A 24,576-nucleotide genomic window follows, 5' to 3' on the forward strand; every position below is an offset into this window, starting at 1 on the left:
CGGCTTACGGGGAACGGGTTTTCAGTTGTGCGGCGGCGGATTCGGTGCTCGGCTCCGAAAACTGTCGGTGCCGAACGATAGACTGGAAACGGGGGGCGCCCCCGCGGCGATCAGCAGGTTCCGGTTCGGTGGCGCCGAAAACTGTCGGTGGCAAACGATAGAGTGGAACCGGGGGGCGCCCCCGCGGGCTCTGGTCAGTGGGCTCAGCGGGCTCTGGTCGGTGGCGCCGAAATTGTCGGTGCCGAGCGGTAAAGTGGAACCGGGGGGCGCCCCCGCGGTCCACCGGCGCCGGATCACCGGCGCCGAAAATTGTCGGTGCCAGACGGTAAAGTGGAAACCGGGGGGCGCCCCCGCGGGAAGCGCCTCCCGGGATCAGCGGGTCAGCGGGAGCCGTCGGTGCGGCGGGGCAGCTGCCAAGGGTTGGCCTCCTGGAGGGGTTCGGGCAGCAACGCGTCCGGGAAGCCCTGCCACGCCAGCGGGCGCAGGAACCGCTCGATCGCCGCGGTGCCGACGGACGTCGTGGTCGGGGCCGTCGTCGCCGGGTACGGGCCGCCGTGTTCCTGGGCCCAGCTCACCGTCACTCCGGTGGGCCAGTCGTTCCACAGCAGCCTGCCGGCGATGCGGGCCAGCGCCGGCAGCACCGGCCGGATCCAGTCCACATCGGACTCCTCGCCGTGGATCGTGGCGGTGAGCCCCGGTTCGATCACCTCCAGCAGGCGCAGCAGCTCGGCCTGGTCGGCGTAGGTGACGATCAGCGACGCCGGCCCGAAGCACTCCTCCAGCACGGTGTCGCCGCCCTCGAGGAACTGCTTGCCGGTCGTGGCCAGCAGCGTCGGGGTGAACGCCGGCGCGGAAGAATCCGACGACGACACCACCTCGACGCCCGGGACCTCCATCAGCGACGAAAGCTTGGAGGCGTAACCCGAAGCGATGCGGTCGTTGAGCATCGGCTGGGCTGCCGCACCGTCCAGCGCGTCCCGCAAAGTCGACGTCAGGCCGTGGTCCTCCGGCAGGAACACCAGGCCCGGCTTGGTGCAGAACTGCCCGGCCCCGAGGGTGAACGACCCGGCGTACCCCTTCGCGACAGCCTCCCCGCGCGCCGCGATCGCGGCCTCGGTAACGACGACCGGGTTGACGCTGCCCAGCTCGCCGTAGAACGGGATCGGCCGCGGCCGCGCGTTCGCGATGTCGAACAGCGCCCGCCCGCCGGGGATCGAGCCGGTGAACGACGCCGCCGCGATCCGCGGGTCCTTCAGCGCCGTGACGCCTTCCTCCTGCCCGAAGATCACGTCGAAGATGCCCTCCGGCGCGCCCGCGCCGACCAGGGCTTCGCGCAGGATCCGGCCGGTCAGCGCGGACAGCTCCGGGTGCCCGGGGTGCGCCTTGAGGACGACCGGGCAGCCCGCGGCGAGCGCGGACGCCGTGTCGCCGCCGGCGACGCTGAACGCGAACGGGAAGTTGCTCGCCGCGAACACCAGCACCGGGCCGATCGCGGTCTTGACGCGGCGGATGTCCGGCCGCGGGCCCATCGGCCAGTCCGGGTCGGCGTGGTCGACGGTCGCGCCCAGGTACTCGCCGTCGGTGAGCACCTCGCCGAACAGGCGCAGCTGGAACGTCGTGCGCTTCAGCTCGCCGGCCAGCCGCGGAGTCGCCGGCAGGTGGGTCTCGCTGTGCGCCAGCGGGACGAGGTCGTCGGCGGCGGCGTCGAGGGCGTCGGCGGCCGCGACCAGCCAGCGGGCGCGCTCGGCCGGGGTGGCCGCGGCGGCGGGACGGGCGGCCGCGGCGGCCCCCGCCAGGATCTTCTCGAGCGTGGCGGCGTCGGTGGCCTGGCTCATGGGTGGAACAGCTCCTCAGTTTTCATGGGCGGCGGCGGTGGCCGTGGCCAGGTCGCTCCAGCGACCCGGACCGGCCAGTCCGAGGTGGTACAGGTGCAGCTCCGCGGCACCCGCCTTGGCCAGCTCGCCGGCGTACGCGGCGATGTCCGGCACCGGGGCGGCGGCGACCGCGGTGATGTAGCTGCCGATCGCGACCCGGTCGGGCAGGGCCTCCCGGGCCGCCGCGACGGCTTCGGCACCCGTGGCGGGCGCCCAGCCGAACAATACGACCGCGTCGACGTCGTCCGCAGCGGACGGCGTGAGGCCCGGCAGCGCGCCGGTGACCCACGGGTCGAGCGCGCCGTGCAGCACGACCCGGATGCCCGCCGGCAGCGTCGCCAAAACCGCGGCCCGCAGGGCATCGGTGGCGTCCTGGCGGACCCGCAGCAGCATCGAGGTCAACGACGGCGGCAGACCGTCGGCCGTGACGCTCAGGTCACCGGTCGCGACCAGCCGCCGGACCTCCTCGACGAGCTGGGCGCGGACGGCGTCCGCGTCGAGGTCCCACGAAGCAGCACAGGCGTCGCAGCAGCAGATCGACAGGAGCCGGGCCACCGCGGGCGCCCAGACGCCGTCGGTCTTCTCGTGCTGGTGCTGGTGCACCGCGCCGAGCGGCCCGCAGGCTTCGAGGATCACCGAGGACAGCTCCAGCCCGGCAACGGCCTCGGCGGTCAGCGTCGCCGCGTACTCACGCACGGCGGGCTGCGACGGGCACAGCGCCCACGGGTAGGACTCGCCGAAGCAGTTGCGCACCACGACGTCCGGGTGCTCGTAGCCGAGCTGGGAGTTGTGGGTCAGCACGATCCACGCGGCCGCCGGGATCCCGGCTTCATTGAGCAGCCGGACGGCATCGCCGCCGGAATCTTCCGAAGTCACCCAGTCCGGAGTGGACGGACGCAGCGCACCCCACCCGTCGGCAACCGGCCGGTAGAACGCCGCGTGCCGCGCAACGACCGAAGTCCGCGAAGCCGACCACGGCGTCGCCGCCCGGGCACTGTGGTACGACAGCGCCACGGCCACCTCGTCGACGCCGAGGTCCCGGACGCGCGAGACGAACCCGGACTCCAGGACGTCCCAGGGGTAGGCGTATCCCGTCACCTTCACCGGATCACCACCTCGCCGTGTTGGGCTCGAACCCGGCAACGTACTTGCGCATGTAGGTCACGTCGTCCCGTTTGGTCAGTCCACATCGGACGTAGTTCTCGTGTAGGCGCGCCAGGGCGTCTTCGTCCAGCTTGACGCCGAGACCCGGCGTCGTGGGCACCTCGACGGCCCCGTCCCGGAACGAAAGCACGCCTGGTTCGATGACGTCCTCGACCTTCCACGGCCAGTGCGTGTCGCAGGCGTAGGTCAGGTGCGGAGTCGCCGCGGCGACCTGCACCATCGCGGCCAGGCTGATCCCGAGGTGGCTGTTCGAGTGCATCGACAGGCCGACGCCGAAGCTCTCGCACGTCGTCGACAACGACTGCGTCGCCCGCAGGCCGCCCCAGAAATGGTGGTCCGACAGCAAAACGCCGATCGCGCGCGCCCGGAAGCCCGGCTCGATGTCGCCGAAGTTCACCACGCACATGTTGGTGGCCAACGGCATCGACGCCTCGGCGGCGACCTGGGCCATGCCCTCGATGCCCGGCGTCGGGTCTTCGAGGTACTCCAGGACACCGTCGAGCTCACCAACGACCCGGATGCCGGTCTGAGGAGTCCACGCGCCGTTCGGGTCGATCCGCAGCGGGTGCCCGGGGAACGCCTCGGCCAGCGCGCGGATGCCGTCGACCTCCTGCGCCGGCTCGTAGACGCCGCCCTTGAGCTTGATCGAGCGGAAGCCGTACTCGTCGATCATCCGCTTCGCCGAGCCCACCAGGGTTTCCGGCGTGGTGATCTCGCCCCACGTGTCTTCGCGGCCGTCGACGTGCTTGCCGTACTTGTAGAACAGGTACGCGGAGAACTCGACGGCGTCGCGCGCCTTCCCGCCAAGCAGGTCGGTGATCGGCCGGCCGAGGTACTGGCCCTGCGCGTCCAGGCACGCGACCTCGAACAGCGAGTACACGCTGGCCACGGTCTTGCGGATGGAGAACCCGCCGATCAGGCCGTGCGCGTCGGTCAGGACCGTGTCCGACAACGCCTGCGCGACCAGCCGCTGCAGGCCGGGCAGGTCGAAGACGTCGTGGCCACGCAGCCGCGGCAGCACCTTGCGCACCTCGCCGAGGAACGCCGAGTCCCCATAGGACTCGCCGAGCCCGACGATGCCGTCCTCGCACTTGACCTGCACGACGCTGCGCAGCGCGAACGGCTCGTGCACGCCCATGACGTTGAGCAGCGGCGGGTCGGCGAACGCGACCGGCGTCAGCACCACATCGAGGATCTTCATCAGCCGAGCGCCTTCAGCGTGACGAAGCCGTCCTCCACGATCTTCTCGAGCCGGCGGATCTGCTCCGGCGTCGGTTCGACCAGCGGCGGGCGGACCGGGCCGACCTTGTCGCCACGCAACCGGGCGGCCGCCTTCACCAGCGAGACGGCGAAGCCGGGCGTTTCGTCCCGCAGCGCCACCAGCGGCAGGTAGAAGCCGGTCAGCAGCGCGTCCATCACGCGGGTGTCGCCCTCGCCGAGCGCGCGGTGGAAGCGGTGCGCGATCTCCGGCGCGAAGCAGTGGACGGCCGACGAGTAGCGGGCGACGCCGATCGAGGCGTACGCCTTGGCCGAGACCTCCGCGGTCGGCAACCCGTTGAAGAACAGGAACTTCCGCGCCCGCTCGGTGTCCAGTGCCCGGATGGTGGTGACGATCCGGGTCATCACCTCGACGTCGCCGTAGCCGTCCTTGAGCCCCACCACCGAGGGGATGTCCAGCAGCGAAGCCGCGGCCGGCGCGCCGAACACGCCGGTGCCGCGGTGGTAGACGATCACCGGCACCGTCGAGTCGCCGACGGCGTAGCGGACGAAATCGACCAGTCCCGCCTGCGGCCCGGAAACGAGGTACGGCGGCAGCAGCAGGACGCCGTCCGCGCCGCCCGCCTGGGCCGCCGCGACCCCGGCCCGCGCCGACGCCGCGCCGCCCCCGGCGCCCACCCAGACCGGGACGCGGCCGGCGGCCACCTCGCGGGTCCGGGTGAGCACCGAGGCGTGCTCGGCGGGCGAGAGCGAGCTGAACTCGCCGGTGCCGCACGCCACGAACAGCGCACCGGCGCCCGCCGCGATGTGGCTCTCCACGTTCTCCGCGAGCGCGTCGAGGTTGACCTCGAGGTCCTCGGTGAACGGGGTGAGGGGGAACGCCAGCAGGCCGTCCAGCTCGATCTCGTTCTGTGCCATCAGTTTCCGCTCTCTGTCCTTTTTCGGTTTCGGCCGGGTGTGGCCATCGTCAGGCGGGCACGGTCGTGCCTTCCTTCGGCGTGGTGTCGACGTCGTCGGCGGCGTTCACGGTGTCGACGATCTCATCGGCGGCCGCGCTGCGCTCGGGGGCGAGCAGCCCGAGGCCGATGTACAGGGCGAGCGAGACCAGGATCGGCGTCGCGACCAGCACCGTCTGGTTCGCGTTGAACACGTAGTACACCAGCGCGTAGTCGATCAGGCCGCCCGCCCAGGAGATCAGCGCCGCGCGCGGGCCGCACTTGCGGAACCACGGCAGCATGCCCAGCAGCAGCGGGATCGAGATCGGGCCCATCAGCGCGGCGACCCAGTTGACGACGATCTGCAGCACACCGCCGAGGTTCTGCGCCTGGGTGGCCACGAGCATGGTGAGCGCCACGAAGATCACGGTGGTGATCCGGGCGGCCTTGAGGCCCTGGACGTCGGTCCACTGCCGGGTGCGGCGGACCATCGCCGGGATCATGTCGCGGGTGATCACCGCGGAGATCGCGTTGGCGTCGGAGGAGACCATCGCCATGGTGTGCGAGAAGATGCCGGCCAGCACCAGGCCGATCAGGCCCGGCGGCAGGAACGTCGTCGTCATGATCGCGTAGGACTGCGTCGGGTCCTTGATGCCGGGGATGAGCAGCGGCGCCGCGAACATCGGGAACATCAGCACCAGCGGCCACAACAGGTACAGCGCGGACGAAAGCCGCGCGCCGCGCTTGGCCTCGTGGGTGTTCGGCGCGGCCATGTACCGCTGCGCCAGGTTCCACATACCTCCGTTGTACTCCAGCGTTTTCACGAGCACGTAGACCAGGAGGAAGATGGTGGTGTACTTGGACGTGACCGGGTTCACGTGCCCTTCGGGCAGCTTGTCCCAGATCGTCCAGAGCGCCGAGATCCCGCCGAGCTTGCCGAGGACGACGACGATCATCACGATCGCCGCGATGGCCTGGATGACGAACTGGCCGAAGTCGGTGAGCGCGTCGGCCCAGAGCCCGCCGATGGTGCAGTAGACGAGGGTGACCGCGCCGGTGATGAGGATGCCGAGGTTGTAGTCGAGCCCGGCGAAGACGTGCAGCAGCGTCGCGACGGCGAACCACTTGGCCGCGATGTCGAAGATCTTCAGCAGGCTGCCGCTCCAGGCGAGCGCCTGCTGCGTCGGCACGTTGTACCGCTTCGCCAGGTACTCCAGCGGCGAAGCGACGCCGAGCTTCGAGCGCAGCCGGTTCCAGCGCGCGGCGAACAGCCAGCTGCCGATGCCCACGCCGATGCCGATGCTGGCGAAGCCCCAGAAGTACACGGTGACGCCGCTGGTGTACGCGACGCCCGCGTACGCGACGAAGAGCACGGCGCTGTAGCCGGACATGTGGTGCGAGATGCCGGCCAGCCACCAGGGCATCTTGCCGCCGGCCGTGAAGAAGTCCTTCACGTCGCTGACCCGTTTGTGCGACCACCAGCCGATCACGATCATCAGCGCGAAGTACGCGCAGACCATCGTCCAGTCGAGTGCGTGCACCGCAGGCTCCTTTCCGCGTCCACGTCGATGTGGTTTCACTGTTCACACCTATGAACGGAGTCTGTTATAGTGATTATGTTCATCCATAAGAACGTTGTTCGGGACGCTAATATGGCCGGAGTCACAAGTCAACGGCCGGACGGAGGAGCACAAATGCCGCAGAAGGTGGACAACCCGGTAGCGGCCGACGGCGCCCCCGCCGAGTCGTCCGGCGTGAAGTCCGCGCGCCGGGCCGTGGACCTCATCGAGACGTTCGCGGCGAACGACGTCTGGCTGTCGCTGTCCGACCTGCACGCGCGCACGGGCTTCCCGCGCTCGTCGCTGCACGGCCTGCTGCGGACGCTCCTGGAAGCCGGCTGGCTGGAAGCCGACACGAACACCGCCCGCTACCGCCTCGGCGTCCGCGCGCTGATCTGCGGCACGGCGTACCTGGACCGCGACGCCGTCGTCCCGTTCGCCACCGAAGCCCTGGAGCGGATCCGGGAGAAGACCGGCTTCACCGCGCACTTCGCGCGGCGCAACGGCACCGAGGTCGTCTACCTGGAGACGCGCGAGTCGCAGCGGTCCACGCACCTCGTCTCCCGCGTCGGGCGCACACTTCCCGCGCACGCGACCGCGCTGGGCAAGGCGCTGCTGGCCGAGCTGACGCACGACGAGATCGAGGCGCTGATGCTGCCGGCGTCGCTGACCGCGCTGACGCCGAACACCATCACCACGCTCGAAGGACTGCACGCCGAGTGCGCGGCAACCCGCGAGCGCGGGTACGCCGCCGAGGTCGAGGAGGGCACGCTGGGCGTCCGCTGCGTCGCCGCGGTGATCCCCTACCGGATCCCGGGCACGGACGCGATCAGCTGCTCGATGCCGATCGCCCAGGTGACCGACGCCGACGCGCAGCGCGTCGGCGAGCTGCTCGCCGAAACCACCGCCGAGCTCGGGCAGCAGCTGCGCCGCGCCGGTATTCGCTGACCGCCGCCATTCCCTGTTAGGAGAGGAACCCCATGACGGACCAGCGCGTGCTCATCACCGGGTCGGCGGGTGTCGTCGGCACCCTGATGCGCCCCCGCTTGAAGCGCGACGGGCGCGTGCTGCGCCTGCTCGACCTGGCCCCGCAGACGGCGTCGGACGACTCCGAAGAGGTCGTGACGGCGTCGGTGACCGACCCGGAAGCGATGGCCGCGGCGTGCGAGCGCGTCGACGCGCTGATCCACCTGGGCGGGCACAGCCGCGAGAACTCGTGGGAAGCGACCCTGGACGTCAACATCAACGGCACGCAGACGGTTTTGGAGGCCGCGCAGGCAGCGGGCGTCTCGCGAGTGATCCTGGCTTCCAGCAATCACGCGGTGGGTTTCCGCCGCAACGACTCCGACCTGCCGGCGGACTCGTCACCGCGCCCGGACACCTACTACGGCGTCTCCAAGGCGGCGATCGAGGCGCTGGGCAGCCTGTACCACTCGCGGTTCGGCATGGACGTGATCGTGATCCGGATCGGCTCGTGCTTCGAGACGCCGTTGCCGCTGGGACCGCGCGGGTTGACGACGTGGCTGTCCCCGGACGACGGCGCCCGGCTGTTCGAGGCGTGCCTGTCGGCGCCGTCGCCGGGGTACCGGCTGATCTGGGGCGTCTCGGACAACACGCGCCGGATCTACTCCCTCGCCGAGGCGGAAGCGCTGGGCTACAAGTCGCTGGACGACGCCGAGGTGTACGCGGAGCAGCTGGCCTCCAAGCCCGCCCCGACCGGCGCGGCGGCCGAGTACGTCGGCGGCCCGTTCTGCACCGCTCCCCTGGGCGTCTTCAACCCGCTGTGACGGTTTCCGGGAAGCCGCGGAGGTACTAGTACCTTCGCGGCTTCCCGCGTTCCCGTGTCGTCGCCAGGGTGGCCGCATGATCTTGAAATCCCGCCGCGCGCGGAAGTGGACCATCGTGGTGGCGTGCGTGCTGGTCGTGCTGCTCGCCGGCGCCTTCACGCTGTTCGAAGTCTCGAAGTCGCGGACCTTCCAGTTCTTCGGCACCCTCGTCAACCGCGTCGAGACGACGGAGAAGGTCGTCGCGCTGACCTTCGACGACGGCCCCGACCCGGCCGGCACGCACGCGATCCTGGAGACGCTTCGCGCGCGCGAGGTGCCGGCGACCTTCTTCCTCATCGGCCGGGACATCGCCGCGCACCCCGATCTCGCGCACGACATCGCCGCGGCGGGCCACGAACTCGGCAACCACAGCTTCAGCCACGAGCGGATGATCGGCGTGACGCCGGCGTGGGTCGCCGACGAGGTCGAAGCCACCGACGCCCTCATCCGCACGGCGGGCTACACCGGCGAGATCCTGTTCCGGCCGCCGAACGGCAAGAAGCTCTTCGCTCTGCCGCACTACCTGGCGTCGCACGACCGGACGACGGTCACGTGGGACGTCGAGCCGGATTCCGACGGGACGCCCGACACCGCGAGCGTCGTTTCGACGACCGTCAGCCAGGTCCGGCCGGGCTCGATCGTGCTGCTGCACGGGATGTACGCGAGCCGCGAGCAGACCCGGCAGGCGATCGGGCCGATCATCGACCGGCTGAAGGAGCAGGGCTACCGGTTCGTGACGGTGTCCCAGCTCATCGCCTCCCGGTAGAGAGCGGCGAGCGCGGCGTCGATCGGATGCGGCTGCGGCCGGCCCGACTCGTCGAGCCGGTTCCAGCGCTGCGCGTTCACCGCGATCGCGAACTGCCGGCGGCCGTCCGCCGAGGCCGCGGCCAGGGTGCCGCCGCCCCAGACCGTGCCGCCGTGGCCCCAGAACTCCGTCGACTCCACCGGGTGCAGCCCGAGACCGTAGTCGATCAGCTTGCCCTCCTGGGAAACGATCCGGACCGTGCGCCGCATCTCCGCCAGTGACGCCGAGGAGACGATCTCCCCCGCCAGCAACGCCTTGAAGAACCGGTTGAGGTCCGCGACTGTCGAGATCAGCGAAGCGGACGGCCCGACCCAGGACATGTCGAAGACGCTGTAGTCGCGCGGCGGGTCGATCATGCCGAACCACGACTCGTAGAGCTTCGAGTGCGGCCCCTCGACGTGCGTTCCGGTGGGGAACCCCGTGTGCCGCAGCCCGGCGCGGTCAATGACGTCACGGGTGATGCACTCCTCCGCGCTGCCGCCGGTCACGTGCTCGATGAGTTGGCCGAGCAGCAGGTAGTTGGTGTTCGAATAGACCCCGGGAGGGCCGACCGGCGGCGCGCCGAAGCCCAGCGCGATCAGCTCGACCGGGTCGAACCGCGTGAACCGGTGGTCGTCGAGGCTGTCCGGCGTGGTGGAAGCCAGGTCGGGGAACGCCTTGAGGCTCGGGTAGGCGTACGGGAGGTACTCGGCGAGCCCGCTGGTGTGGTCGATCAGCATCCGGACGGTGATCGTCTGGCCTCGGTCGCCGGGCACGAGCGAAGGCAGGTAGTGACCGATCGGGGTGTCGAGCCCGATCCGGCCGGCTTCGACCTGGCGCAGCACCGCGGCGGCGGTGAACGTCTTCGTGACGCTGCCGACGCGGTGGCGCAGGCCCGCGGTGACGGGGTGGCCGGTCTCGACGTCGGCGACCCCGGCGGCGCCGCACCAGACCTCGTCACCCGCCCGCACCTCGGCGAACACGCCCGGCACGCCGGCGCGGTGGACCGCGTCCAGGGCGGCGTCCAACCTCGCGTGATCCATGGGAACTCCTTTCGGGAAGGGAAGTGTCCTCATTATGCACGCGGTGCGTGCAACGGCAAGTGTATAAGCTATGCTGACGGCCGGCGAAGGGACGAGATGGCGAACCGAAGGCGTTGGACGACCGAGGAAATCCTGGACACGGCGGCAGATCTGCTGCGCCGTAGCGACGCCGAGTCGTTCAGCGTGCGCAAGCTCGCCGCGGAGCTGGGGACCGACTCGTCGAGCCTCTACCGGCACTTCCGCACCAAGACCGAGCTGCTGCGGGCGCTCGCGGACCGGATCCTCGTCGGCGCGATGGCCGGGTACCGCTCCGAAGGCGACTGGAAGCAGCGCCTGACCGCGCTGGCCCTGCGCCTGCGGGAGGCGTTCGGCGAGCAGCCGCAGATCGCCGTGGTCTGGGGGCGCTACGCCTCCAGCGGCGCGGGGTCCCGGCTGGTGATGGAGGAGGTGCTGCAGGCCCTGCGCGCGTCAGGCCTGCCCGACGAGCGGATCCCGGCGCGCTACCACCGGATCGCGATCCTCTTCGCCGCGCTGATCGCGTCGGAGGCCGGCGTCAGCACCGTCACGCCCGAGGAACACGAGCAGGGCATGGAGCTGTTCCGCGTCGCGGTGCTGGGTGCGGACCCCGAGCGCTTCCCCGCGTTGGCCCACTTCGCCCGCGAGGTCCGCCCGCTCGGGGCCGACCGCCGCGCGGCGTTCGAAGATCTCATCGCCGCCCACCTCGCCGACATCGAGGCCGAACTCCCCCGTCCTCGTGAGTGAGAAACAGTGTTCTAACCCGGTTTCTCACTCACGAGGGTCCGGCGGCCGGCGGGCAGGGCGAGGGTGGCCACCCACTCGCCGTCGTGCGGGCCGTGCGTCACCGCTCCCCCGGCCGCGGCGGCCTGCTCGGCGAGTCCGGCCAGGCCGTACCCCGTGCCGGTTCGCGGCGTCCCCTTCAGGGTGTTGCGCGCGGTGATCGTCACGCCGTCGACGTCTATTCGCAGCCGGACGCCAGGGCCGTTGTGCCGCAACGCGTTCACAGCCGTCTCCGCGACGAACCGCTCGGCCAGCTCACGCACCGGACGCGGTAAGGCCGGCAGCACCGGATCGCGGTCGAGGACCAGGCCCGCGGTGCGCAGCCGGGCCAGGACTTCCGCGAGGTCCGGCGGGCGCTCGGCGTCGTCGCGCAGGTCGTCGAGCGTGCGGCGGACCAGCGTGAGCGCGCCGCGGCCGGCGGCCAGCAGCGTGTCGAGGCGCTCGCGGTCGGCGTCGGTCAGGTCACCGACCGCGCGCAGCGTCTCCGCCTGCACCAGCATCACGGCCGTCGTCTGGGCGAGCGTGTCGTGCAGCCGACGGGCCGCGCGCTCGGCCCGGTCGGCGAGCGCGCGCCGGCGTTCGGCGCCGAGCAGCCAGGCGACCGCGCAGATCGTGAGGGCCAGGAGCGTGCCGTCGAACGGGCCTTTCGCCGGGTACACGGCGATCCCCACCGCCAGCGCGGCCGCCGCGGCGAGCCACCGCTGCGGCGTGCTGTACAGCGCGAGCAGCACCGGCACGTACATCGTGTTGCGCGGCTGGTCGAGCAGCAGGTGCCCGGCGGTGGCGAGGCTGACGGCCACGAGCACGACGGCGGGCGCGCGCCGCGACCACAGCAGCGGCACCAGCTGGACCGCGCTGAGCACCGCCGCGACCCAGCCCTGGTGCGGCGTCCAGGCACCGCTGGCGAAGAACACCGCGGCGGCCGCGGCCGTCGTGACGAGGGACTGGCGCATGCGCCCGACAGTAGAGTGCCGGCATGATCCGGGTTCAGGTCGTCGACGACCACGCGCTGGTGCGCGAGGGCATCGCGCTGATCCTGGACGCGCAGCCGGACCTCGACGTCGTCGGGCGGTACGCGAGCGGTCCCGAGCTGCTCGGCTCGGCCGTCGAGGCGGACGTCGTGCTGCTGGACCTCTACTTGCCGGGCATGGACGGCCTCGAAGTCCTGCGCCGCTTGCCGCCGACGGCACCGCGGGTGCTGATGGTGACGACGGTCGGCCGGCCCCGGGAGATCCGCGAGGCCTTGGCCGCGGGAGCCGCCGGGTTCGTCCTGAAGGACTCCTCCGGGGACGAACTCGCGGCCGCGGTCCGGGCCGCCCACCACGGCGTGACGGCGCTGAGCCCCGCGGCGGCATCGGCGTTGAGCGCGGGCGGCTCACTCACCCCGCGCGAACGGGACGTCCTGGAGCTGCTGGGCGAGGGACTGTCCAATAGGGACATCGCGGCGCGGCTGCGGCTGGCGGAGCGGACGGTCAAGGTGCACGTGGGCAACGTCTTGGCCAAGCTGGGCGTCACGAGCCGCACCCAGGCGGCGCTCGTGGCGAGGGACCGGTGATCCCGTCGTGGTGCGCGGAGCACCTCGGGAGCGTCCCGGTCGAAGTGCTCTTCGAGCGCCGTTCGCTGTCCGAGGTGGTCGGGCTGCGGCTGGCGGACGGCCGCGAAGTCGTCGTCAAGGCTCGCGAAGCCGAAGGCCGGGAGGAGTCCTGCGTCGCCGCCCAGGCCCGGCTGGCGGAGCGGGGGTTTCCTTGCGCACTACCGCTGACGGACGTCGTCCGCGTCGGCTCCCTGGCCGTCCACGCGGAAGAGTCGCGGCCGGGTGGCGAGCTGCTGCTCGGCGACACCCCGGACATCGCCGAGCGCTACGCGGCGGTGTTCGCGCGGCTGATGACCGAACTGGCCGACGTCGTCGTCGCACCGCCGTTGCCGAACCCCCGCTGGGCACGCTGGGATCATCGGGATCCGGGGCTGTGGCCGGCAATCGGGTTCCTGGACGAGCGGGACCAGAGCGCCGTGCCGGAGTTCGTCGTCGAGACGGCGGTCCGCGCCCGCAAGCGCCTGCTGGCCACGGAACTGCCGTGCGTGCTCGGCCACGCCGACTTCGAAGCCCAGAACCTCCGCTGGCGCGACGGGGAGATCCGGGCGGTCCACGACTGGGACAGCCTGGCGTGGCAGCCGGAAGCCGCGCTCGTAGGAGCAGCCTCCGGGACGTTCGCCAACGCGTCGCCGCCGACCCTCGCTCCCATCGCGAGTTCCGCCGCGTTCTTGGCCACGTACCAAGAACTCCGTGGCCGCCGGTTCACCGCGGAGGAAGAGGAGATCGCGTGGGCGGCGAGCCTCTGGACTGCCGAGCACAACGCGCGGTGGGAGGCGCTGCACGGTGATCCCCGGGTGTGCGGTGAGGCAGTTCGCGCCCAGGCTGCCGAACGCCTGCGCCGAGCGAACGCCTGACTCGCCCGCGTTCACCCCTTGACGTACCGCGTCAGCATCGCGACCATCTCGTCCTCCAGCCGCCGGGCGTCGAGGGGGTCGGGCTCAGCCAGCAAATCGTGGACGGCCAGCTCGACCGTCGCGATCACCAAGCGGGCCGCCGTGGCCGTGTCCGCGACGCGGACCTCGGGGTGGCCCTCCAAGAGGTCCTGGGTGTGGCCGACCATGGTTCGCTTCACCCCGCCGATCCGCTCGAGCAGCTCGTTCGACCGCGGGGCCTGCTCCAGCAGCATGCGCAGCAGGTGAGGGTCGTCGAGGTGGGCTTCCACCGCGAGCCGGACGAAGACGCGGAAGATGTCCTCGATCGAGTCCGGCAGGGGGCCGGTCAGGACCTTCGCCGCGGCCGCCGTGCCGTCGTCGAGGTGGCGGACCAGCAGCTCGGCCAGGATCGCGTCCTTGTTCGGGAAGTACTGGTACAGCGAGCCGATCGAGATGCCGGCGCGCTCGGCGATGCGGTTGGTGGTGCCGGCGGCGTAGCCGTGGTCGGCGAAAACGTGAGCAGCGGCCGTCAGGATCCGCTGCCGGGTCAGCTCGGCGCGGACCTGGCGCGGCTGTTTACGTGGCTGGATGCGGCGCTGGTCCGGCGTCACGGCCCCTCCTCGGTCGAGCGTGGAAAGCGAGTAGTCAAGATCTGAGTATTTGCTCATAATTATGTCATGACCAGCACAAACACGCTGACCCGCCGGTACCGGCGGGTGTCCATGGACGAAGTCAGGAGCCGGCTGGGAGCGCCCGAGGAGATGCTCGAGGGCAAGAAGCTCGACCACGTCGACAAGCACGCCCGGCGCTTCATCGCCCACTCGCCGTTCCTCGCGCTGGCCACCTCCGACGCGTCCGGCCGCGGGGACTGCTCGCCGCGCGGCGACTACCCCGGCTTCGCCAAGGTGCTCGACGAGCACACGCTCGCCCTCCCCGACCGGCCCGGCAACAAGATCGCCGACTCGTTCCGCAACATCGCCGAGAACGACGGCGTCGGCCTGCTGTTCCTCATCCCCGGCATGCGGGAAGTGCTGCGCGTCAACGGAAGCGCGTACGTCACCGACGACGAGGACGTGCTCGCCCGGATGCGCACCGAAGCCAAGGCGCCCACGCTCGCCATCATCGTCGAGGTCGCCGAGGCGTACTTCCACTGCGGCCGCGCGCTGCTGCGGTCGCGGCTGTGGGACCCCGCCAGCCAGGCGCTGGCCGCGGAGATGCCGTCGGCCGGCGAGATCGTCACCGACCAGCTCGGCGTGGCCGTCGACCCGGCGGTGTTCGAGCAGGTCCTCGAAGAGAGCTACCGGAAGCTGTACTGACCATGCAGAAAACGATCCTGGACCGCGTCGAGCGCGTCGCCGACGACGTCGTCTCCCTCGTGCTGCGCGGCGACGAAGGCGACCTGGCCCCGTGGGAGCCCGGCGCGCACATCGACCTCGCGCTGCCGAACTGGCTGACCCGGCAGTACTCCCTGTGCGGCGATCCCGAAAACCTCTCCGCCTACCGCATCGCCGTCCGGCACGACCCGCTGAGCCGGGGCGGCTCCGAATACGTCCACCTGTACCTGCGTCCCGGCCGGACACTCGAAGTTTCGTTGCCGCGCAACCACTTCCCGCTCGTGCCCGCGCCGGAGTACCTGTTCGTGGCCGGCGGGATCGGGATCACGCCGATTCTGCCGATGCTGCGAGCCGCCGGTACCGGGGCGACGCTTGTGTACGCGGGCCGCTCGCCTTCGGCCATGCCGTTCGCCGCGGAACTGCGGGCCGAGTACGGAGATCGCGTCCGGCTGTTCGACCACGGCCGCCCGGATCTCGCGGCGCTGGCGGCGGAGTTCCCGGCGGCGGAGGTCTACTGCTGCGGCCCGGCGTCCATGGTGGACGAAGCCGAAGCCCTGTTCCCGCGCGTGCACACCGAACGCTTCCAGCCCACCCAGCGCGTGTTCGGGCCGGACGCGCCGTTCGAGGTCGTGTGCGCCCGCTCCGGGCAGACCCTCCAGGTGCCGGTCGACGAGTCTCTGCTGGACGTGCTGAACCACGCCGGGAAGCCGGTGCCGTCCGGTTGCCGCGAGGGCGTCTGCGGGAGCTGCGAACTGTCCGTCCTCGACGGCGATCCCGAGCACCGCGACGACATCGGCGCGCCGGACGGGCGGATGTACCCGTGCGTCTCGCGCGCGGTGTCGCCCCGGCTCGTGCTGGACGTCTGATGATCCCGAAGGTGCGCCGCCCGGCTGCCCGCCGGATGATCACGCTCGAGGTCCTGGCCACCACCGCGCCCAGCCCGGCGTTCCGGACGATCACCCTCGGCGGCGCGGCGCTCGAGGACCTCGACGTCGTGGGCGACGACCAGGCCGTGCGGCTGTTCTTCCCCCGGGTGGGCCAGGACGCGTTGCGGATGCCGACCCGGAACAACGAGGGCTGGATGGCCGAGGTGCTGATGATGCCGAAGTCGCGGCGGCCGTGGGTGCGCAACTACACGATCCGGCGAGCCCGCCCGGGCGAGATCGACATCGAGTTCGCGCTGCACGACGGCGACGCCCCGGCGGCTTCGTGGGCACGGCGGGCGCGTCCCGGCGATCCGGCGGGCGTCTTCGACCTGGGCGTCAGCTACCTGCCGCCGGCCGGGGTGTCCTGGCAGCTGCTGGCCGGTGACGAGAGCGCGCTGCCGGCGATCCTGGCGATCCTCGAGGGCGCCCCTGCCGACCTGGTGGCGGAGGTGTTCCTGGAGGTGCCGTCGACGGCGGACGTCCGGGCGGTCGAGGCGCCGCCGGGAGCGCGGGTGCACTGGCTGCCGCGCGACGAGCCCGGCCGCCGTCCGGGCACGCTGGCACTCGAGGCGATCGCGGCCGCGGAGCTGCCGGACGGACGCGCGTACACGTGGGTGGCCGGCGAGAGCGGGCTCGCCACCGGCGTCCGGCGGCACCTCGTGCGCGAGCGCGGCTGGCCGAAAGCCGACATCGCGTTCCTCGGCTATTGGCGCCACGGCCGCTCCGCCCCGGGTTGAGCACCGGTTCGCGTACCATCGCGGGCAGCCTCGACGTCGAGGAGGCAGGCGTGGGCGAACTCGGGCTGGGCGACACCAACGGCATCCTCGCGCTGCCCTGGGTCCGACCCGAACGCACCAGCGCCGGGCTCGGCTGGGATCGGGTCTACGTCTCCAAGCAGCGGGAACGTCCGTACCGGGCCGAGTTCGCGCCCGCCGGCAGCCACCAGCTGATCCTGCACCTCGACGGCCCGGTGACGGTCCGCCGCGGCGTCGGAACCCCGCGCGAGCGCAGCCGCCGGATGCCGGTGGGCGGGTTGTTCCTGCAGCCGTCGCACGCGGACCTGTCGGTCGAGCTGGGCGGTGAGCTCGAGACGGTGCACGTGTACATCGCGGACGACGCCGTCCAAGAGGCGGCGGGCGAGCACGCGCCGATCCGGCTCGCGGAGGAGCTGGGCAGCACGGACCCCCTGCTGGAGCAACTGGTGCTCAGCCTGGACGGAGTGGTCCGGGACTGGGAGCCGAGCGCGCGCACGTACGCGGACCAGCTGGGCGCGCTGGTGGCGGCGCAGCTGGTTCGCCGCCACCACGCGGGGCCGGTCCCCCAGCCGGCGGCGGCGCGGGGGCTGTCCGACCGCCAGTTCACGCGGGTGCGGGACTTCATGGCGGAACGCTTGGCGGAGGCGGTGCCGCTGGCCGAGCTGGCGGCGTTGGCGGGGTTGAGCGTGAGCCAGTTTTCCCGCCAGTTCAAGGCGCGCACGGGAGTGCCGCCGCACCGGTACCTGTTGAGGTTGCGGGTGGAGCGGGCGGGCTTGCTGCTGCGCACGGGGGACGACCCGATCGCGGAGATCGCGGCCCGGTGCGGGTTCTCGCACCAGGAGCATTTGACGCGGGTGCTGCGGGCCCAGCTGGGCACGACGCCGGCGGCCCTGCGCCGAACGGGCTGAAGGGCACCTTCGATGCATGAGACGCGCTGAAGGGCACCTTCGGCGCATGTGACGTGCGGAAGGTGCCCTTCAGCTCGCGCTTTTCGTGCCGCCCCGCAGCAGGAACGTGCAGGACCGCCGCCCTCTCCGCCCGGATACTCCCCCGCATGACCTCGTTCACCTACGCCGCCAACCCCGTCCGGGTGATCTTCGGCCGCGGCACCCTCGGCTCCCTCGGGGACGAGGTCCGCCGCCTCGGGATGAGCCGCGTCCTGCTCGTCGGCACCCCACGTCACTCCGACCGGGCAAAGGACGTCCTCGGCCCGCTGCTGGCCGCCCGATTCGAAGAACCCGCCATGCACACCCCCGTCGACGTCACCGAGCGCGCCCTCAAGGTCGTCGCCGAGCACGACGTCGATGGCGTCGTCGCCGTCGGTGGGGGCTCGGCCACCGGGCTCTCCAAAGCCATCGCCCTCCACACCGATCTGCCGCAGCTCATCGTCCCCACCACCTACGCCGGCTCCGAACTCACCGCGGTCCTCGGGCAGACCGCCGACGGCCGCAAGACCACCCAGAAGACCCCGAAAGTCCGGCCCGAAGCCGTCCTCTACGACGTCGACCTCACGCTCGGCCTGCCCGTCCCCCTCTCGGCCGCCAGCGGGCTCAACGCCCTCGCCCACGCCGTCGAGGCCCGCTACGCCCCGGACGCCAACCCGATCACCGACCTCCTCGCGAACGAAGCCATCGAACTCCTCACCGGCGCCCTCCCCCGCATCGCCGAAGATCCGTCCGATGTGGACGCCCGCACCGACGCCCTCCGCGGCGCCTACCTGGCCGGTACCTGCCTCGACGCCGTCCAAATGGGCCTGCACCACCGGCTCTGCCACCTCCTCGGCGGCAAGTTCGGCCTGCCCCACGCCGAAACGCACGCCGTCCTCCTCCCGTACGTCATGGCGCACCAGGGCCTCGACGACGCCGGCGACGTCTTCGCGCTCGCCGAGAGCCTGCCGATCCCGCACTCGCTGGCCGAACTGGGCCTCACCGAAGCCGACATCGCCGACGAGCCGGAAGCCGACCTGCTCCGCCAGGCCCTCACCGGCATCCGGCCCGCCACCCCACCCAGCCTCAAGGCGCTCACCCAGCAGGTCGTCGACAGCTTCGCCGCCGCGCCGGACCGCGTCCGCACGCTCCTCACCGATCTCGTCGAGACGCTGCACGCCTACGCCATCCGCACCGACCTGACGCAGGACGAGTGGGACTACGCGATCGGCTTCCTCACCCGCGCCGGTCACATCACCACCGACACGCGGCAGGAGTTCATCCTGCTGTCGGACACCCTCGGCGTGTCGAGCGTCGTCGACGTCCTGACCAACTCCCGCACGCCGGACACGACCCCGTCGGCCGTGCTCGGACCGTTCTACGTAGACGGCCCACCGGAGACTCCGCAGGGCGCGAACCTCGCCGAAGGTCTGCCCGGTACTCCACTGTGGACCGACATCAAGGTCACGGACACCGAAGACAACCCCGTACCCGAAGCGGTCGTCGACGTCTGGCAGTCCAATGAGGACGGCTTCTACGACGTCCAGCTGCCCGATGTGGACGGACCGGTCCTGCGCGCCCGCTTCCGCACCGACGAGCACGGCCGGCTGAAGTTCCGCACCATCGTCCCGAGCGCCTACCCGATCCCCGCCGACGGCCCCGTCGGGCAGCTGCTCGACGCCGTCGGACGGCACCCCTACCGGGCGCCGCACGTGCACTTCATGATCGCCAAGCCCGGCTACCGGACGCTGATCACCCAGCTGTTCGTCGCCGGCGGCGACTACCTCGACTCCGACACCGTGTTCGGCGTCAAGGACGGCCTGATCGCCGATTTCTCCCGGCAGCGCCTCGAGTTCACCTTCCGCATCTCAGGGAGCAGCAAATGAGCTACGACACCGACGTCATCGTCGTCGGCAGCGGCCCGGCCGGCGGCTCCGCGGCCCTGCTGCTCGCCACCTACGGCGTGCCCACCGTGCTGGCCACCAAGTACGGCTGGACGGCCAACACGCCCCGCGCGCACATCACCAACCAGCGCACCATGGAGGTGCTGCGCGACCTCGGCGTCGAGGACAAGGCCCTCGCCGTCGGAACACCGCCGGAGCTGATGGGCGACACCGTCCTGTGCACGTCGCTGACCGGGCCCGAGATCGGCCGCATCTCCAGCTGGGGCACCGGCGACGCCTCGGCCGCCGAGTACGCCGCGGCGAGCCCGTGCCACATGATCGACCTCCCGCAGACCTACCTCGAGCCGATCCTGGCGAGCGAGGCCGCCGCGCGCGGCGCGAAACTGCGGCTGGACACCGAGTTCCTCGACTTCACCCAGGACGCCGACGGGGTCACCGCCCGGTTCCGGGACAGCGTCCGCGGCGACGAGTTCACGCTGCGCGCCAAGTACCTGGTCGGCGCGGACGGCGCCCGCAGCCGCGTCGCCGAGCAGGCCGGCCTGCCGATCGCCGGGCAGACCGGCAAGGCGGGCAGCATGAACATCACGTTCACCGCCGACCTGGGGCCGTACGTCGCGCACCGCCCGAGCGTCCTCTACTGGGTGATGCGGCCGGGCGCGCACCTCGGCGGCATCGGGATGGGCCTGGTCCGGATGGTCCGTCCGTGGAACGAGTGGCTGCTGACCTGGGGTTACGACATCGAGCAGGCGCCGCCGGAGGTCGACGTCGAAGAGGCGACGCGGCTGGTGCGCGACCTCGTCGGCGACCCCGGCCTCGACGTCGAGATCACCTCGACGTCCCTGTGGACGGTCAACCACAACTACGCGACGGAGTACCGCAGCGGCCGGGTGTTCTGCGCCGGTGACGCCGTCCACCGGCACCCGCCGTCCAACGGGCTCGGCTCGAACACCTCGATCCAGGACTCGGCCAACCTCGCGTGGAAGCTCGCGATGGTCCTTCGCGGCGAAGCGGGCGAAGGGTTGCTCGACAGCTACACCGCCGAACGGGCACCCGTTGGCAAGCAGATCGTCGACCGCGCGAACCTGAGCCGCGACCAGTTCGGGCCGATCTTCGCCGCGCTGGGCATCACCGGCGAGACCGACGCCGACGGCATCACGGCCGGGCTCGAAACCTGCCTCGCGCCCACCGCCGAGGGCGCGCGCAAACGCCGTGAGCTGGAGAAGGCGATCGAACTCAAGCACTACGAGTTCAACGCCCACGGGGTCGAAATGGACCAGCGGTACGCCTCGGGCGCGGTGCTGCCCGACGGCGTCGTCGCCGAGCCGGACCGCGACCCCGAGCTGTTCCACCGGCCGAGCACCGAGCCGGGCGCGAAGCTCCCGCACGCGTGGCTGGTCGGCCCGCACGGCCGTCGCGTGTCCACTTTGGACCTGGTGGGCGGCGGCCGCTGGACGGTGCTGACCGGGCTGACCGGCACGGCGTGGCGCGACGCCGCGGCCAAGGTGGCCGCGGAGCTGGGCCTCGACCTGCGTGCGGTGCGCGTGGGCGATCCGGAAGGCCGCGACGCGTACGGCGACTGGTCGCGGCTCAGCGGCATCGACGAGGACGGCTGCCTCCTGGTCCGCCCGGACGGTTACGTCGCCTGGCGCCACCGCACGGCGTCGCCCGAAGCGGCGAAGTCGCTGCTCACGGCGTTGCGGAAGCTGCTCGACCGACCCTGATCACGGCGTGGTGACCTGGGTGAAGGTGACCGGGGTCTTCGGCGGGCCGCTGCCGTCGCCGATGGTCGACTTGGCCGTGTCGACCCCGCCGCGGGCGACCTTGTCCAGCACGGCCAGCCCCGGGTCGTCGATGCTGCCGAACACGGTGTACTCCGGCGGGATCCGCGTCGCGCCGAAGACGAGGAAGAACTGGGAGCCGCCCGAGTCGGGCTGGGCCGTCTTCGCCATCGCGAGGACACCGCGGCCGTACGTCAGCTCGGGAAACACCTCGTCGCGGATCGTGTAGCCGGGGCCGCCGGTGCCGTCGCCCGCCGGGTCGCCGCACTGGAGCATCTGCAGCCCGGCCGTCACGGACAGCCGGTGGCACGAGGTGCCGTCGTAGAACCCCTGCTTCACCAGGCTCAGGAAGTTGACCACGGTGCACGGCGCGAGCGCGCGGTCGAGCGTGAGCCCGATGGCGCCCGCGCTCGTCGCGAGCCGCACGGGGGTGGTGCCGGACGACGACGCCGGCCCATCGGGCGGCGGCGCGACCTTCTTCGGCGCCGGCGACGTCGGGTCCGGGGTGAAGGCGCAGGTCACCGGGTCGGCGAGGGGCTTCGGCCGCTGCGGCATCCGGGCCCGGCCGATGGTGGGCAGCGTGTACGCGGTGGTGGTCGTCGACGACGACGGGGGAAGGGGCGGCGGCGGTGCCGCGGGCCCGGTTTCGGTGGCGGCCCTGGGGAGGTCGTCGCGCAGGAACCCGGGAGCGCCCCAGGCCAGGAAGGCCAGCGCCATCACGATGACGACGACGACCGAACCGCTGATCAGCACGACGGCCGCGGGCGAGGTCTTCTTCGGCGGCACCGGCGGCTGCCACTGCGGGTACTGGTGGGACGGTGGCGGCTGCTGGAACCTCTCGGCGTGGTTGTGGCCCGGCCGATCCCCCGGCTCGCTCATCCGCGCTCCCCTCGTCAGCCGCCCATTGTGCCGCGAAGACCTCCTCCCCGGGGCAGGATTGGCGCAAAGGAGGGTCTTCGGGGCAGGAAGAGGGGGTGCTCAGCTCACGGCAGCCCCCACGGCGTGCTCGCCCCACCCGGCGCGACCGGCCGCACCGCGAAGTCCGGCCGGTCCCCCTTCCGGTACACGAAGGCGTCCTCACCCCGGCCCAGCTCGACCTGGACGTCCCCGGTGGCCAGCCGGCGCCAGCGCCGCGACCGGCCCCGCGCGTCCGTCACCGCCAGGTCACCCTCGATGCCCGGCCGCAGGACGCACGGCGCCCCGGCCTCGCTGTGCACCTTCAGCCACCGCGTCTTCCCCGCCGCCCGGGACGCGCTGAGCAGGAACGCCCCCTCGGTCCGGAAGTCGCGCAGCGCGATGTCGCCCCAGGCCGCGGGCACCGCCGGGAACAGGCGGAGCACGCCGCCCCAGCTCTGGACCAGCATGTCCTGCATCGACTTCGCCGCCGACAGCGGCGTCTCGATGACCGGCCCGGACTCCTTGTACATCGTGTTCGGCTGGATGAACCGCTGCTGCAGCTCGCCGAGGTAGAACGCCGCCTGCTCGCCGCGCAGCATCTGCGCCGAGATCGACGCCGCCCCGGTGAACGTGTAGCCCTGCAGCGCGCCCTCGAAGCCGACCCAGCGGTTCAGCGACGTCTCGATGATCTGCCGGTGCTCCGGCTGTTCCCAGGTGACGTCGTACAACGGGTAGATCTGCAGCAGGTGCGAGTAGTGCCGGTGCGACTTCGCGAACGGCACGCCGGCGCCGATCATGTACCCGTTCGCGTCGGCCGGGTAGTCCACCAGCGTCGCCAGGACGTCCCGCCACTTCGGCGCCAGCGGGTCGCCGGGCGCGTGCTGCAGGAGCGTCTTGCAGCCCCAGCGGATCAGCGACAGGTCGTAGTTGCAGTCGGGCGCGTTGACGCCGTACTCGGGTGAGAACGTCGGCGGCAGGTGCAGCCTGCCGTCCGGGCCCGGGGCGAGGAAGTGCAGGTAGTAGCTGATCGCCTTGCGCAGCAACGGAATCAAGGTTTTCTGGAGCAGCGATCGATCCATGGTGTGCCGATAGGACAGCCACACGTTGTGCAGCGCCCAGGTCAGGTTGCCGACCTCCGGCGTCGGCGTGTCCTGCCCGGGGATGCCGACCGGGAACCCGCTGGTCGCGTTCGAGACGCCGTTGAGCAGCGTCATGTCGGTCGTGCGCGGGATGCCCGCCGAGTCCGCCTGGTACGGCTCGGCCACCTGGCTCGTCAGGTTGGCCCGGTACTTGTCGAGTGCGTAGCTGACGGCGTCCAGTTCCAGGTGGTTCGAGCCGTGGATCAGCCAGTATTCGAGCTGGACGTTGAGGTTCCACCACGTCGCCGGCCACGGCGTGTTCTCCAGCCACGGCCCCGACGTCGCCATCACCGGCGCCTCGCGCCTGGCCGCCGACGCCACCTTGTACAGCTGGATCCAGTAGAAACTCTGCAACCGGGTGTCCGGAATGGACACGAAACTGCGCCGGTAGTAGTCGTGCCACCAGCGGCGGTGGTCCTGGGTCAGCGCACCGAACGGTTCCGCGTGGCGGACCGTCGAGAGCGCCCGTGCCACCGACGTCTTCGCCGGGTGCGACCACGCCACCGACGTGTACAGCGTCCGCGCGCCGCCGCGGGTGACCTCGCGCCACGCCGTCACGTGCTCGCCGCCAGCCAGCAGCGGCTGAACGGCGAGCCGGGCGTCGCCGCTGTTCGTCAGGTTCACCGGCGGGTTCGCGGTGTAACCGGCGGGCGGCGGCTTGTTCCACACCGGGTCGGCGCGCGGGCTGACCGCGACCGCCGGGTGGAACACCCACTTGAACCCGCGTTCCCCTTCGGATGGCCGGATTTCGACGGCGAGCAGCGACTGTCCGGTGTGGACGATCGCGCGCAGGCTCAGGCTGCCCGCGGCCGTGGTGATCGTGCCGGTCAGCTCGGCGTTCCAGAGGTCCATCCGCCAGTCGATCGCGGTGATCGCGCCGACCGGTTCGAGGGTGAAGTACCCGATCGGCAGCCGCGCCAGGCCGAACAGCGAACCGAACTCCGGGCGGTGGTCCTGGACCTGGCTGTGCTGGACGTTGAACCGGATCGCGTTCTGCCCCGGCTCGGCGTAGATGCCGGAGCCGAGGAAGCCGTTGCCCAGGAACGGTCCCTCGTACCAGGTCTTCGGCAGTCGCCGCCAGTGCAGATCGGCGGTGCCGAGGAAGCCGGCCCAGCCGAAGTCGTCGGCGCCGGGTGCCGTCGCGGCTTCGGCGAACGCCGGGGTGAGCCCGGCCGCGGCGATCCCGGCGAGCGCGCCGCCGAGCACGGTCCTGCGGGTGATGTCCATTCCGACCTCCTTGTCGAAAGCGG

22 protein-coding genes are annotated in these 24,576 nt (G+C 71.5%); 12 read left to right on the forward strand and 10 right to left on the reverse strand.

Annotation, left to right across the window (positions count from 1 at the left end; genetic code table 11):
- Window positions 1-380: 380 nt before the first annotated feature.
- The 5 genes from ACIQWX_RS48910 to ACIQWX_RS48930 are packed head-to-tail and all read right to left on the reverse strand — an operon-like array spanning window position 381 to window position 6,732.
- Window positions 381-1,835: an aldehyde dehydrogenase (NADP(+)) gene (locus ACIQWX_RS48910; protein ID WP_400886770.1), complete on the reverse strand. Its 1,455-nt coding sequence runs from the start codon at window positions 1,833-1,835 to the stop codon at window positions 381-383.
- A 15-nt stretch (window positions 1,836-1,850) separates the two neighbouring features.
- Window positions 1,851-2,978 (reverse strand): hypothetical protein, encoded by a 1,128-nt coding sequence (locus ACIQWX_RS48915; RefSeq protein WP_400886772.1) that lies wholly within the window; start codon window positions 2,976-2,978, stop codon window positions 1,851-1,853.
- 4 nt (window positions 2,979-2,982) lie between these two features.
- A complete protein-coding gene (locus ACIQWX_RS48920) occupies window positions 2,983-4,239 on the reverse strand; it encodes a glucarate dehydratase family protein (protein WP_400886773.1) in 1,257 nt (418 codons plus the stop codon).
- A complete protein-coding gene (locus tag ACIQWX_RS48925) occupies window positions 4,239-5,174 on the reverse strand; it encodes a 5-dehydro-4-deoxyglucarate dehydratase (RefSeq protein WP_400886775.1) in 936 nt (311 codons plus the stop codon). Before ACIQWX_RS48925 ends, ACIQWX_RS48920 begins: the two co-directional genes overlap by 1 nt.
- Window positions 5,175-5,223: 49 nt before the next feature.
- Window positions 5,224-6,732 (reverse strand): sodium:solute symporter family protein, encoded by a 1,509-nt coding sequence (locus ACIQWX_RS48930; protein ID WP_400886777.1) that lies wholly within the window; start codon window positions 6,730-6,732, stop codon window positions 5,224-5,226.
- Between the two features lie 153 nt (window positions 6,733-6,885).
- Here ACIQWX_RS48930 and ACIQWX_RS48935 point away from each other — a divergent pair, with 153 nt between their 5' ends.
- From ACIQWX_RS48935 to ACIQWX_RS48945, 3 genes are all read left to right on the forward strand, one after another.
- Window positions 6,886-7,698 carry an IclR family transcriptional regulator gene (locus ACIQWX_RS48935; protein ID WP_400886779.1) on the forward strand — a complete coding sequence of 271 codons (813 nt, stop codon included), beginning with the start codon at window positions 6,886-6,888 and terminating at the stop codon, window positions 7,696-7,698.
- A gap of 32 nt (window positions 7,699-7,730) precedes the next feature.
- Complete coding sequence (locus tag ACIQWX_RS48940; RefSeq protein ID WP_400886782.1) at window positions 7,731-8,537, forward strand: NAD-dependent epimerase/dehydratase family protein; 807 nt, start codon at window positions 7,731-7,733, stop codon at window positions 8,535-8,537.
- A gap of 76 nt (window positions 8,538-8,613) precedes the next feature.
- Window positions 8,614-9,342, forward strand: coding sequence for a polysaccharide deacetylase family protein (locus ACIQWX_RS48945; protein WP_400886784.1), 729 nt, complete (start codon window positions 8,614-8,616; stop codon window positions 9,340-9,342).
- On the opposite strand, the gene ACIQWX_RS48950 is transcribed toward ACIQWX_RS48945, so the two are convergent.
- The gene (locus tag ACIQWX_RS48950; RefSeq protein ID WP_400886786.1) at window positions 9,300-10,403 is read right to left on the reverse strand and encodes a serine hydrolase domain-containing protein; all 1,104 of its coding nucleotides are present in this window, start codon (window positions 10,401-10,403) and stop codon (window positions 9,300-9,302) included. The genes ACIQWX_RS48945 and ACIQWX_RS48950 overlap by 43 nt on opposite strands.
- Window positions 10,404-10,499: 96 nt before the next feature.
- Here ACIQWX_RS48950 and ACIQWX_RS48955 point away from each other — a divergent pair, with 96 nt between their 5' ends.
- The gene (locus tag ACIQWX_RS48955) at window positions 10,500-11,165 is read left to right on the forward strand and encodes a TetR/AcrR family transcriptional regulator (protein WP_400886789.1); all 666 of its coding nucleotides are present in this window, start codon (window positions 10,500-10,502) and stop codon (window positions 11,163-11,165) included.
- An 11-nt stretch (window positions 11,166-11,176) separates the two neighbouring features.
- Here the strand turns inward: ACIQWX_RS48955 and ACIQWX_RS48960 are convergent, their stop codons facing one another.
- Window positions 11,177-12,154, reverse strand: a complete 978-nt coding sequence (locus ACIQWX_RS48960; RefSeq protein ID WP_400886792.1) for a sensor histidine kinase — start codon at window positions 12,152-12,154, stop codon at window positions 11,177-11,179.
- A gap of 23 nt (window positions 12,155-12,177) precedes the next feature.
- Here ACIQWX_RS48960 and ACIQWX_RS48965 point away from each other — a divergent pair, with 23 nt between their 5' ends.
- Window positions 12,178-12,756 carry a LuxR C-terminal-related transcriptional regulator gene (locus ACIQWX_RS48965; RefSeq protein ID WP_400886794.1) on the forward strand — a complete coding sequence of 193 codons (579 nt, stop codon included), beginning with the start codon at window positions 12,178-12,180 and terminating at the stop codon, window positions 12,754-12,756.
- The gene (locus tag ACIQWX_RS48970; RefSeq protein ID WP_400886797.1) at window positions 12,753-13,649 is read left to right on the forward strand and encodes a phosphotransferase; all 897 of its coding nucleotides are present in this window, start codon (window positions 12,753-12,755) and stop codon (window positions 13,647-13,649) included. The genes ACIQWX_RS48965 and ACIQWX_RS48970 overlap by 4 nt, the downstream gene beginning before the upstream one ends.
- Window positions 13,650-13,660: 11 nt before the next feature.
- On the opposite strand, the gene ACIQWX_RS48975 is transcribed toward ACIQWX_RS48970, so the two are convergent.
- Window positions 13,661-14,278 (reverse strand): TetR/AcrR family transcriptional regulator, encoded by a 618-nt coding sequence (locus ACIQWX_RS48975; protein ID WP_400886799.1) that lies wholly within the window; start codon window positions 14,276-14,278, stop codon window positions 13,661-13,663.
- 66 nt (window positions 14,279-14,344) lie between these two features.
- Here ACIQWX_RS48975 and ACIQWX_RS48980 point away from each other — a divergent pair, with 66 nt between their 5' ends.
- The 6 genes from ACIQWX_RS48980 (at window position 14,345) to ACIQWX_RS49005 (ending at window position 21,233) form a co-directional block, all read left to right on the forward strand.
- Window positions 14,345-14,983, forward strand: a complete 639-nt coding sequence (locus ACIQWX_RS48980; protein ID WP_400886801.1) for an MSMEG_1061 family FMN-dependent PPOX-type flavoprotein — start codon at window positions 14,345-14,347, stop codon at window positions 14,981-14,983.
- A 2-nt stretch (window positions 14,984-14,985) separates the two neighbouring features.
- Complete coding sequence (locus ACIQWX_RS48985) at window positions 14,986-15,867, forward strand: PDR/VanB family oxidoreductase (RefSeq protein WP_400886804.1); 882 nt, start codon at window positions 14,986-14,988, stop codon at window positions 15,865-15,867.
- Window positions 15,867-16,664 carry a siderophore-interacting protein gene (locus ACIQWX_RS48990; protein ID WP_400886807.1) on the forward strand — a complete coding sequence of 266 codons (798 nt, stop codon included), beginning with the start codon at window positions 15,867-15,869 and terminating at the stop codon, window positions 16,662-16,664. Before ACIQWX_RS48985 ends, ACIQWX_RS48990 begins: the two co-directional genes overlap by 1 nt.
- Window positions 16,665-16,714: 50 nt before the next feature.
- Window positions 16,715-17,590, forward strand: a complete 876-nt coding sequence (locus tag ACIQWX_RS48995; protein ID WP_400886809.1) for a helix-turn-helix domain-containing protein — start codon at window positions 16,715-16,717, stop codon at window positions 17,588-17,590.
- Window positions 17,591-17,736: 146 nt separating this feature from the next.
- Window positions 17,737-19,494: a maleylacetate reductase and hydroxyquinol 1,2-dioxygenase domain-containing protein gene (locus ACIQWX_RS49000; RefSeq protein WP_400886812.1), complete on the forward strand. Its 1,758-nt coding sequence runs from the start codon at window positions 17,737-17,739 to the stop codon at window positions 19,492-19,494.
- Window positions 19,491-21,233, forward strand: a complete 1,743-nt coding sequence (locus ACIQWX_RS49005; protein WP_400886813.1) for an FAD-dependent monooxygenase — start codon at window positions 19,491-19,493, stop codon at window positions 21,231-21,233. The genes ACIQWX_RS49000 and ACIQWX_RS49005 overlap by 4 nt, the downstream gene beginning before the upstream one ends.
- Here the strand turns inward: ACIQWX_RS49005 and ACIQWX_RS49010 are convergent, their stop codons facing one another.
- Both ACIQWX_RS49010 and ACIQWX_RS49015 read right to left on the reverse strand, forming a co-directional pair.
- Window positions 21,234-22,169 carry a peptidylprolyl isomerase gene (locus ACIQWX_RS49010; protein ID WP_400886815.1) on the reverse strand — a complete coding sequence of 312 codons (936 nt, stop codon included), beginning with the start codon at window positions 22,167-22,169 and terminating at the stop codon, window positions 21,234-21,236. It lies immediately after the preceding gene.
- A 104-nt stretch (window positions 22,170-22,273) separates the two neighbouring features.
- The gene (locus ACIQWX_RS49015; protein ID WP_400886818.1) at window positions 22,274-24,553 is read right to left on the reverse strand and encodes a glycosyl hydrolase family 95 catalytic domain-containing protein; all 2,280 of its coding nucleotides are present in this window, start codon (window positions 24,551-24,553) and stop codon (window positions 22,274-22,276) included.
- Between the last annotated feature and the right edge of the window lie 23 nt (window positions 24,554-24,576).

This window comes from Amycolatopsis sp. NPDC098790, assembly GCF_044759945.1.
GTDB lineage: Bacteria > Actinomycetota > Actinomycetes > Mycobacteriales > Pseudonocardiaceae > Amycolatopsis.